Raw genomic sequence first — 10034 nt, 5'->3', positions numbered from 1 at the left:
CACAGCGCCTCCTTGCGCCGCCTGTGAATCAAATCTGCGCTGCTTTGGGAATCCCTTTAATGGGTCCTGAGCCTAGCTGTCTGGCTGCGGCAGCGATAATGCATTGCGGATGGCTAGCGCCGATCGAAGTCCAATTCTTCTGTCGATCTGTGCGCGAAGGTGCCACGGCCCTGTTAGCTAGCTGACCGTTTAAAATCGTCGCTCAGCCGAGTAGATCGCGCTGGCGTCGAGCGAGGCCTCCAATAGGACCGCTGGCCGCAAGGCAGAAGCATCGCCCGGCTCGCCGGGACGCTTGAGCTTTGATCATTGGAACAGCGTTACACCACCTGCAGCCTGATGGGCTTCGGGGCCTCCATTTCTACATACGAGTAAGACTTGCGAGCGGAAAACGCAAACAGGAGGAACACAACACGTCGCAGTGTGTTAATTAATAATCATAATAGCAACATAGCATCAGCGTTCGCGGTGATGTTGCATGGAAAACTAGATTAAGTTGAGTTTTATGTACTCAGTACTTTCCGGTGCGCGTAATCTGCTCGTCTCGCTGTGGGCACACTGCAAAAGCGTTATGGGCATTTTCTTTGCGGTAGCAGTTGGCGCGGCGGGGCTTGCTTATGTTTCCTCACAAGGGTCATCTACTGATACATTGCCCTCGGGACCCTCGGTGCGAGCAATTTTACATTCCCTGTTATCCCGATCGCCCGGGCAACGAACCTCGGGCGAACTGGCGCAATCCAAAAACCAACCGCAGAATGTTATTTCATCCGCGTCCGGCGGAGGATTAGCACAGCAGCAATCACGCGTGGAGAGCAAGGCGCCCGCCACTGAACTCCATGATGTGCAGCTGGCCGGGTTTGGGAATTATCTCCCTCCTGATAATACGGATATCTTATCCGGTCTCCCAGTACTGCCCGGCGGAATGCTAACGGCGCCTCAAAGGCCTGGGGGTGTAACTTTGCAACGTGTGGACGGCGTTGGTCCGATGCTGCCCGAGAGTGGGATTGTAGGCGGAGGCCCTGGCGGCTTCTTTCCCCCATCTGGGGGTGGGCAAGTCTCATCGCCTGTCACCACGATCCCAGAGCCTCAGACATGGGCGATGATGATCCTGGGGATGGGTATGTGTGGCGCTGCCCTGCGTCGCCGCAACGCTCGTATTAGGCGCGAGGCGTATGTCTGAACAGAAATCCAAGAGAGTAACCAACACGCTGCTGATCGTTCTGGCCAGCGTGGGCGCACTGACAATTACCACAGCTTGGCGTGGGCAAGCCTCTTCTGACGCAGGTAATCAAGTCCAAAATCATCGCTCGGCTTTGTCAGGCATACAGCGCGTCTTCCTCAGTGCAGCGGAAGCCGAACAGGCGTCGGAGGCGAGACTCCTCCCCCAAGGGACACGCTCATTTCTGAATGTGGCTCATCAGATGCAGCATGGAGAGTTCCGCTGGAACGAGAAGGGAGTCCCAGAGGGAAAGCTCCTGATCAGAGTCGATCTCGACACCCAGATGATGTCTGTATTCAGAGGCGGGCACGAGATCGGTACTGCCGTCGTTCTGTACGGTGCCGAAGATTACAACACTCCGCTTGGCTCGTTTCCCATCCTCGCCAAAATGCGGGATCACACTTCGAGCACCTATGGCGCTCCGATGCCCTACACGCTGCGTCTGACGAATGACGGCGTCTCTATTCACGGAAGCGACGTTCGGCCAGGATTTGGCACCCACGGATGCGTAGGCGTCCCCCTCGATTTTGCTCACCTCCTCTTTGAGGCATCAGAAGTAGGAGACCAGGTTCAGATCATCCGGTCGAAATCTGCCTGAGAAACCCAAAGCTTTGACGCCAACATTGAATTACCGGCTGATGTCACCGCAAGCGATCTGGTGGGTCCTGAAGCCTAGTCGCCTACATCGGCACGCGACATCCGAAGGGCGTTTCATGCCCCGCAATTCGTGCTTTCGAGTAGAAATTGCCCCGCAGCTAGCGACACGGCATAACGCACGCGATGAGCGTCATTTCTCAAGGCGAGCTGTTCCGGCTCGACAGTCCCCTAACCGGCGAAATTCGGGGTGAGCGCTCGCTCATGGCCTTTCCGTTCTTCGCGCTTAGCAAGAACGCATGGATGAAGCCCCTCACCTATGCGACGCCTACAGTCTCGATCGAGGTGCGGCCCAGCGCGCGCGGAGTGGCGACGATCTATGATAAGGAGATTGTCCTCTACATAGCCAGTCTGATGGCTTCAAAGCTCGAAGCAGGTGCGCCAGTCGCACAGGATTTCATTTTCACCGCGCATGACCTGTTCAGCGTCACTGGTGCAAACCATTCCGCGCGAACCTACGCACGGCTTGCCTACGCGCTTGAACGTCTGCAGGGTACCCAGATCCGCACCAACATCGAGGCTGGCGGCGAAGGCGAGGAAGGGTTCTTTTCCTGGCTTTCCGAGGCCCGGCTGCAATACGCCCGATCACGCAATGGCGAGAAGCGCCTGAAAGCGGTCAAGGTGCGACTGTGTGATTGGCTGTTCCGCGCCATTTTGCGTGACCGGCAGGTGCTTGATTACGCCGCCACCTACTTCCAGCTCGGACCGATCGAGCGCCGCATCTACGAGGTCGCGCGCTCTACCTGCGTCGACGATAAGGCTCTGGAGATCGACCTCCAGACCTTCCGCCTGCAGATCGGCTTTCAGAACCATTTGTCGAACTTCCGTATCGCCATGCGTCAGATTGCAGAGGCCAATGCAATCCCAGACTATGACCTGCAGCTGATCGAGGAAGAAGGCAGTACCCAGGAGGCCGAGCTTCACGACGCCCCCAAGACGGGACGCAAAGCAGGGCGCAAGGCGGCCAAAGGCAAGGTCATCATTTCGAAGCGTTCGCCCGCGCTGCTGGCAGAGCAGGACGATTAAGGCACCGCCCCCTCCCCTTACCTGATTATCGGCCGTCGAGCCCCTATCTTCCTGGAAATGCGGCTGAGTTCAGAAGTGATTCGTGAGGCTCATGCCTTTCTCCTCGAAAGCATGACCGCAGGGGAGCAATTCCTACGTGAGAGCACGAACGTAGGAGGCAATTTCTACTCGAAAGCACGAACGATTTTCCGATTTCCTACTCGAAAGCACGAACTGCAAGCGCTTCCGGCGCAAGGAAAATTATTGCAACAATGGCGCGGTCCGGCGTGGACGTAGAAGATCGAAGCAAGAGGGGCGGCTGTGACTACATAAAAGAAAGCCCGGCACGAAGGCCGGGCATCCCATTCGGATAGTGGACGACGTCTGCAAACGTCGAACCGGATCAACAGAATCCCTCCTTACTCCGAATTGAACTTGGTTTCAAGGATGCGCGCTTCGCGCCACGCACTCTTTTTGCCTGGTGACGGCCTTCCACACGGAGGGACGAATGGGAACGCATACCTTAAGCTCGGCGCTCGTGAGCGCTCTGGCTGGCCAGAAAATATCGCAGCGCAAGACGAAGTCCGGGGCACCGCATCGCACCCGCGTACTGCGCAATAGCCTCGAAGCTGGAACATTCGAGCATGCCTTCTTCGTGCCGCCCGCCCAAGGCGAGACCGACCGGATACTGCGCGCGACACGCCGTATTCTCGATGCCGGGCGCCAGCTGCGCAGCGAGGCGCGCCGTGATGGCCGCATACTCACCACGGTCGAGCGCCGCCTGACCACACTTACGAGCGCCAGCGTGCGCGTACTCGAGGAAATTCTGACTCTGTCTCGTCTGAACGGCGGGCGCGTGTTCCCCAGCTATGACCATCTGGCGCAGGCGACCGGCCTCGGCCGGGCGACCGTAGCCCGCGCGCTCACCATTCTTGAGGCAATCGGCTTCCTGGTGCGTCAGCGTCGCTTCAGGCGCATCGAGACCGATGGTCCCGGCCCTCGCTATAAGCAAACCTCCAATGCCTACCGGGCGATCCTACCACGGGCGGTTCTAGCCTATCTGCCCCGCTGGATGCGCCCGGCCCCGCTCCCCGACGACGAGGTGCAGCGACAGACGGAACAGGCCAAGGACATGGATCAAATGCGCTCCCAGCTCTCATGCCGCGAATTGGCGGAAACAATCGCCGATGGTCCGCTCGCCAAGGCTCTGGCACGTCTTGGTGCTGCTCTCGATCGAAAGCAAAGCGAGTATCAAAAAGATACGCAACAGCTACCATATTCATTTGATCAGGGTTTTGCCGCAGGCGCCAATCAATTAGAATGTGGCTCATCAATTAACCCGACCTGAGAAGGCTACCCGCTATAGTCCGTTATCTTACCCCACCGTTGGCGTTGATCGCATCTCTGCTGGCAATCCAGGCTTTCAGCAGCGCACCGGCGCGCCCGGTGTCCTCTTCAGTCGTAGGCTGCAGCCAAGACGCTGACGTTAACCGCGATGAGGCACGCAAGTGCTCTGACCCATTGTTTGGAGCCAACCTCTCAGGCGCCGAGGCAAGTTTTGGCGATGCGGTTCGCCCCTCCCTGGCTGACCTGAAGAACTATATCGACCGCTTCGGTTTCAAGCTGATCCGCTATCCGTTCAAGCCTGACCGGATGACGCCGGAGCGCATCGTTGAACTGCGCACACTCACTAACTATGCGCGCTCGAAGGGCGTGCCGATGATCTTGGACAGCCATACCTACAAGTGGCTCCCGCCGGAGGAAATGGTCGCCTTCTGGACTGAGTTCGCCCGCCACTTCCCCGATGACGGCTCAGTGATGCTTGACCTCGTAAACGAGCCAAGGGGCTTCGACGACCCGGTGTTGACGAACGATTGGGACCAGTGGGCTCGCGACAGCAACATCATCATTGCAGGTTTACGTGCGAACGGCATCAGGCATCCAATCCTGCTCGAATATCCACAGTGGAGCGCCACCTTTCGCTTTGACAAAAACGAGCGCGCAACGGCGGCATGCGAGAGCGCGGCCTGCGCGATTGATCGTGGGGGCGGGCTAAAAGACCCCCTCGGGCGCACCTTCATCAACGGGCACCGCTACTTCAACAGGGGCTCGTCGGGCACAAGTGAGGTGTGCTCGGCGCAGGAAAGCGGGTTCGCCACGTTCGCAGAGCAGCTACGCGAACGTGGCCTCAAGGCGTACATCACGGAGAGCGCATTCGGCTCCAGCTACGGCATCCACCCGACCTGTAAGGCTGTCGGTCAGGAAGCCATCGCCGCGATCAAGGCGAATAGCGACGTTCTGCTTGGCGTTACCTGGTGGGGAGGCGGCCGCATCTGGCCGGAAAGCTACATCTTCAAGATCGACCCTCCGAAGGCCGAGCGCTTCACGGCGCCATTGCCCCCCTATACTCGCCAGCTGACCGGCGATCCGGCAGCGGCCAACTGAGGCGCGCTGCCGGAAGCAGCTTACTATGCCAACGTGGGGGTCAGGCGAAGGTCAGCTTTGCGCCTACGCACGGCAAACCCGACAGCCCCAAAGCCAAGAATCATCATAAGCCATGTGCCCGGCTCAGGAATGGCGGAGGAAAAAGTGACGGGCATAGTGAAGCCTTCGCCGGCGTAGGAGTACTCGAATGTCCCGGACCCTGTCGGAAAGGCCGAAGGGACTGCGCCGCTTGTCAGGCTGGTGGTATCGCCATAACTCGCATTGAGGCTGTAGCCTTCTCTACTGCTGGCCATAACGATAGCGACGATCCCATCCTTGGCACCCTCTGCATTACCCTCGTATGCGTCTCCTACGAGCAGCAGATAGTCACTAGACCTCGTCAAATCTCCGGATGTAAAACTCAGAACCCCGGGGAAGTATTCGGAAATCGTACCCCACGGATGATACTGAACGTACTCCGCAGGCAACATAGGCAGCGTGGGGTCATACGTGATCTGGCCTGAGATGCTCCTGTCCCCGGAAGAACCGCTAAAGTAGGCAACGGCTGCATTTGCGGTCGCTGGTATGGCGACCGCGGCCAGTGCGGCAATCGCGCTCGTGAAAAACTTCTTCATGGTGCCCCCGGGTAAGCGATTCTACTCACCGCTGTAACTGACCATTGGCTAAGGCTGATGTCTACAGCGGACATTCCGCGAAGAATACGGAGACAGAGGTGGCCGGGTTGGTCTGGACAGGGATCGGCAACGGCTAAGTGGGTCGTCTGCCGGTTGTTTCCTCGAACTGGTAAAGGCCAGACTGGTAAATTGGCTGCCTTGGTCGGTGTTGAAAATCGCTGGCTCAGAAGCCTCATCCCGCATCTCGCTGCCAAATACACCGGCAGCCCCTTCCAGAAACTGCGAGCGCCAAGTCGTGATCTGGTTCGGGCTGCGCCAACTCCGCCGTGGTCTGTTACTTATCTGTACTTCTGTCACGCGGCCACACTCGCCGCCGTCAGACAGAAAATCCACTTACCCGCTGTGCAGTTTTGCCAGGCCAGCTCTGCAAAGGCGGAGCGGTGGCATTGGTCAGTCTGGCACCGCTCTACGTGAGCAGCGGCGGATCGCTGAACGAAAGCGCTAACAGGAAGCGGCCGAGATGATTGTACACCAAGTCGGGAAGCAGTGGGCGCCAGAGAAGGGTTGCAGGCATTACGAACGGCCTATTCTCGATCATCGGACAACACAGCGCCGCTTGCGGCAGCGCTCTAAGCTGGGCCGGAGACTAAGGACGAGCAGAGCTAAGCGATTAAGCGATTAAGCGATTAAGATTTGCACTAAGCGGATAAGCTGTATAAATCGCTTAACCGCTTAGTGGGAGGTTTTTATGCAGGTATGGGCCGTGATCGCGCAAAAAGGAGGGCAGTCCAAAACCACCCTCTCTACCGGCTTCGCTGTTGAGGCAGCTCAGGAAGGAGCATCCGTCGTGATCCTCGATGCCGATGATCGTCAGGGGTCAGCACTCTACTGGTCGGAGCGTCGCGACAACGATGACGTGACGGTGAAGGATAGCAGTGTTGCTGGCCTCCCGCTCCACGTCTCGCGGGGGCGCGGTAGCGGCAAGATAGACCTCATTATCATCGACACGCCGGCGAACTCGAAGGATATCGCCATGCTCGCGGCCGAGCAGGCGGACTTTGTCATCATACCCGTCGCACCGCGGGGGTTGGACATTCATTCAGTCCTGCAAACCGTTAAGCAGGTTCAGCAGGCGGGCACCCCGTTTGCTGTCATCCTGACCCAGGTGCCGCATCAAGGTGGGGAAGGGCAGGAGGCACATGCCGGCTTTACGGCAAAAGGCGTGACGCTGTTCGATAGCCGCCTCCACTTTCGCAAGGACTTCTACAAAGCCACGCCGCTCGGGAAGACCGCAGCGGAAACGAATTCCGACAGTAAGGCGGCGGCCGAGCTCCGCGCAGCATACAGAGAGGCTAAGCGACTAAGCGGTTATGCGATTAAGCAAGTAAGCGAGGCGGCATAATGGCTAAGAAGCCTTCCGCACTGGCCGGCATCTTCGATGACGATCCCGAGACGGCGCCGACTCCAGCACAGGTTTCTACGCCGGTGCAGGAGTCCGAGGCGCAGATGAAGCGCGCACCTGCAAGCAATCCGCGCCAACTGGCGGGGACGGCGCCTGCTCGACGGAGCAGCCACCCTGGCAAGAAGCCGGTGCTGATCCACATCCCTGAGGACATGCACCGCACTCTGCGTCAGCTTAGCGTCGAGGAAGGCGGTGAGCCGCTTACCGTCATTACGGAGCGGCTGCTGCGCCAGTATTTGGTCACGCGTGGCCACACGAAGTTTGCCCCGTGAGCAAGCGGCGCGATCCGAACCCTGAGTTCGACCTGTTCATTCCGGCCCTAGGCGACATCTCCCTCAAGGATCAGCGGGAGGTTATGGAGCGGCCGTTCTTCTCACTCCAGAAGCGCAAGCGGTTGAAGCCGATCGAATACCGCAGCCCGGATGGTGAAGCGTGGGTGCGTGTGCAGGCTATTCCCGATTACGGGATGGCGACGATCTGGGATGCCGATATCCTGATCTGGGCCGCATCGACACTGAATCGCATGAAGCAGCAGGGGGTCAATGATCTGCCGCGAACGCTGAAAACCACACCCTATGACCTGCTGCGCGCAATCAAGCGCAGCACCGGCGGTCGCGACTACCAGGAGCTTCAGGCGGCGCTCTTGCGGCTTCAGACAACCTCCATCACGACCTCAATCCGCGCGACGAAGCGCCGGCAGAAGGCGGGTTTCAACTGGCTGGATAGCTGGACTTTCGATACCGATGCACAGACAGAGCAGCCACGTGGTATGACGCTGACCCTCTCGGATTGGGTTTACGAGGGGATTGTGAATGAGAAATCGTTGCTCACAATGCACCCCGATTATTTCCTGCTGTCGGGAGGGCTGGAGCGGGCGCTGTATCGCATCGCGCGCAAGCACGCCGGTACGCAGCGCGGTGGGTGGGTGTGCCGGGTTGAGGTACTTCGAGACAAGACCGGTAGCGATGCCAAGCCCAAAGAGTTCAACAGGATGCTGAGGCGGGTAGTCGAGGCCGATCAGCTACCCGAATATGGCATAGAGTTGACGCAGACGGCCGATAACTGCCCGGCAGTACTGTTCCGGTTGCGGGGCGAGGCCGAGGCACTGGAACTAGCCGAGAAGAAGCGCACCGAGGAAGAACGGCGCGCTCGCTTCATCGCCGAACGGCAGCGAGCCGAAGAGGTCGATGCGCGTATGGACCAACTCGTCCGCCGCCGTTGATTATCGGGGTTTCACACACCGGGGCCAACTATCGGGGGATCACACACCGAGCAAACGGGCGCCGCGAAGGCTTGCATTTGCCATGGAGAATGTGCCGACCTCTGCACGCCTGTGGATAACTGCTGCATTAAGCAGCTTTCGGCACCCAAAGCATCGGGGTTTCACCCACCTTTGGTTCGGGGGATCACACACCGCCCTATCGGGGGATCACACACCAAAACACGGGGTTTCACCCACCGGGCTCTCACGTAACCTCCCGAAAAACAGCGTTTTCTTGACCAATTTTTCGCCCTTAACTACCTTAACTATTCCTTTAACAGAATCACTTAACGCAGACGCCACACCAAGCCGGACAGTTAGGCAGATGGCGGTATTGACCCTTCGGGCCAGCGGCCAATACGCCTTTGCTCCGTGACAGCTGTCGCCGTTACAAGGGCGGCCAAGAGGCCGCAGGCTTCCAGTAGGTCAATGCAGGTGCAAGAACAGCAGTTTACGCTCAGACATTGCGGACAGGAGCTATGCTGAAGCTGTGCTCACCCTCACGCTGCAGAACAACCTCATCACCTTCCTGCGCGTCGGTTTGTCGGTAGAAATCCCACACGGCCCACGTTTTCGCAGGATTATTTCGTCGCTGGCAGCATCGGTTTTAACAGCGTTCTCAGGCCGCAGCGCTCTCACTGTCATAGGCCGGATTGAACTCGCCAGATCCTTTTTCATCCTATCGCTGACTGCCCAGCCCACGATACGGCGGCTGTGCAGATCAAGGACGACGGCGAGATAGAGCCAGCCCTCCTGCGTCCAGATGTAGGTGATGTCTCCTGCCCACTTGCGATTGGGTGCGTCGGCAGCGAAATCGCCGTCTAGCCAGTTCGCTGCGACACCCAGGCGATGGTGGCTGTCGGTCGTCACCTTGTGTTTGCGAGTGCGGACTGGCTTAATTCCGTTGATCCGCATCAGCCGACCAACTCGGCGCTCGCCGACATTGAGGCCCGCCTCCTTGAGTTCCATCGTCATGCGAGGGCGGCCATAGCTGCCAAGGCTCAGGCTGTACTGCTCCCGGATGTGCGCCAGAACCTTCATGTCCGTCCGCGCCCGCCTGCTGGTCGGTCGCGTGCGCCAGGAGCGATAGCCGCGAGTGCTGACATGCAGAACACGGCAGATCGTCTCCACTGGCCACACATGACGCCAGCTCTCCACAAAGGCGAACCTTACCCCACTCCTTTTTCGCCTCCTGTCGGAAGCGGAGGTTTTAAGGTTGCTGAGGCCCCTTTGGTTATGTCCGGGGCATTGCCCAAGCGTCAGGACGTGCAAGGAGCGTCGGCACTTGGGAAGAAGGCACGGCTTGCGAGTAGAGGAAGCCCTGACCGATGCCGCATCCGATGTCGCGCAGGTTCTGGTGCTGGGCAATTGTCTCGA

The 10034-nt window shown here is 58.8% G+C and carries 9 protein-coding genes and 1 pseudogene; 8 read left to right on the top strand and 2 right to left on the bottom strand.

The genetic code is table 11. The features are described from left to right. The first annotated feature begins 502 nt into the window (after positions 1-502). From ELY13_RS15630 to ELY13_RS13935, 5 genes are all read left to right on the top strand, one after another. Entirely contained in the window at positions 503-1177 is a 675-nt protein-coding gene (locus tag ELY13_RS15630; RefSeq protein ID WP_338142333.1) for a PEPxxWA-CTERM sorting domain-containing protein, read from the top strand. After that, positions 1170-1814: a L,D-transpeptidase family protein gene (locus ELY13_RS15415; RefSeq protein WP_241233726.1), complete on the top strand. Its 645-nt coding sequence runs from the start codon at positions 1170-1172 to the stop codon at positions 1812-1814. Before ELY13_RS15630 ends, ELY13_RS15415 begins: the two co-directional genes overlap by 8 nt. 182 nt (positions 1815-1996) lie before the next feature. After that, on the top strand, positions 1997-2896 hold the full coding sequence (locus ELY13_RS13945) for a replication initiator protein A (protein WP_126174520.1): 900 nt from the start codon (positions 1997-1999) through the stop codon (positions 2894-2896). Positions 2897-3383: 487 nt separating this feature from the next. Further along, complete coding sequence (locus tag ELY13_RS13940) at positions 3384-4223, top strand: helix-turn-helix domain-containing protein (RefSeq protein ID WP_126174519.1); 840 nt, start codon at positions 3384-3386, stop codon at positions 4221-4223. 44 nt (positions 4224-4267) lie between these two features. Next, positions 4268-5320, top strand: coding sequence for a cellulase family glycosylhydrolase (locus ELY13_RS13935; RefSeq protein ID WP_164549825.1), 1053 nt, complete (start codon positions 4268-4270; stop codon positions 5318-5320). A gap of 23 nt (positions 5321-5343) precedes the next feature. Here ELY13_RS13935 and ELY13_RS13930 read toward each other — a convergent pair whose 3' ends face one another. Next, positions 5344-5934: a PEPxxWA-CTERM sorting domain-containing protein gene (locus ELY13_RS13930; protein WP_126174517.1), complete on the bottom strand. Its 591-nt coding sequence runs from the start codon at positions 5932-5934 to the stop codon at positions 5344-5346. Positions 5935-6682: 748 nt separating this feature from the next. Between ELY13_RS13930 and ELY13_RS13925 the strand changes: the two genes are divergently transcribed. The 3 genes from ELY13_RS13925 to ELY13_RS13915 are packed head-to-tail and all read left to right on the top strand — an operon-like array spanning position 6683 to position 8618. Continuing rightward, the gene (locus tag ELY13_RS13925) at positions 6683-7336 is read left to right on the top strand and encodes a ParA family protein (RefSeq protein WP_126174516.1); all 654 of its coding nucleotides are present in this window, start codon (positions 6683-6685) and stop codon (positions 7334-7336) included. Then, positions 7336-7668: a hypothetical protein gene (locus ELY13_RS13920; RefSeq protein WP_126174515.1), complete on the top strand. Its 333-nt coding sequence runs from the start codon at positions 7336-7338 to the stop codon at positions 7666-7668. The genes ELY13_RS13925 and ELY13_RS13920 overlap by 1 nt, the downstream gene beginning before the upstream one ends. Continuing rightward, positions 7665-8618: a replication initiator protein A gene (locus ELY13_RS13915; protein ID WP_126174514.1), complete on the top strand. Its 954-nt coding sequence runs from the start codon at positions 7665-7667 to the stop codon at positions 8616-8618. Before ELY13_RS13920 ends, ELY13_RS13915 begins: the two co-directional genes overlap by 4 nt. A gap of 660 nt (positions 8619-9278) precedes the next feature. Here the strand turns inward: ELY13_RS13915 and ELY13_RS13910 are convergent. Further along, positions 9279-9830, bottom strand: a pseudogene (locus ELY13_RS13910) (IS3 family transposase); the annotation flags it as partial. Positions 9831-10034 lie beyond the last annotated feature (204 nt).

The sequence above is a fragment of the Altericroceibacterium xinjiangense genome, assembly GCF_003958635.1.
GTDB lineage: Bacteria > Pseudomonadota > Alphaproteobacteria > Sphingomonadales > Sphingomonadaceae > Altericroceibacterium_A > Altericroceibacterium_A xinjiangense.
Note: the sequence above shows the minus strand (reverse complement) of the source record. Positions and strands in the feature narration are given on the sequence as shown.

Bases quoted from the DNA above. Each gene is read 5' to 3' on its own strand.
- ELY13_RS15630 (WP_338142333.1), top strand. From the start codon at position 503: ATGTACTCAGTACTTTCCGGTGCGCGTAATCTGCTCGTCTCGCTGTGG.
- ELY13_RS15415 (WP_241233726.1), top strand. From the start codon at position 1,170: ATGTCTGAACAGAAATCCAAGAGAGTAACCAACACGCTGCTGATCGTT.
- ELY13_RS13945 (WP_126174520.1), top strand. From the start codon at position 1,997: ATGAGCGTCATTTCTCAAGGCGAGCTGTTCCGGCTCGACAGTCCCCTA.
- ELY13_RS13940 (WP_126174519.1), top strand. From the start codon at position 3,384: ATGGGAACGCATACCTTAAGCTCGGCGCTCGTGAGCGCTCTGGCTGGC.
- ELY13_RS13930 (WP_126174517.1), bottom strand. From the start codon at position 5,934: ATGAAGAAGTTTTTCACGAGCGCGATTGCCGCACTGGCCGCGGTCGCC.
- ELY13_RS13925 (WP_126174516.1), top strand. From the start codon at position 6,683: ATGCAGGTATGGGCCGTGATCGCGCAAAAAGGAGGGCAGTCCAAAACC.
- ELY13_RS13920 (WP_126174515.1), top strand. From the start codon at position 7,336: ATGGCTAAGAAGCCTTCCGCACTGGCCGGCATCTTCGATGACGATCCC.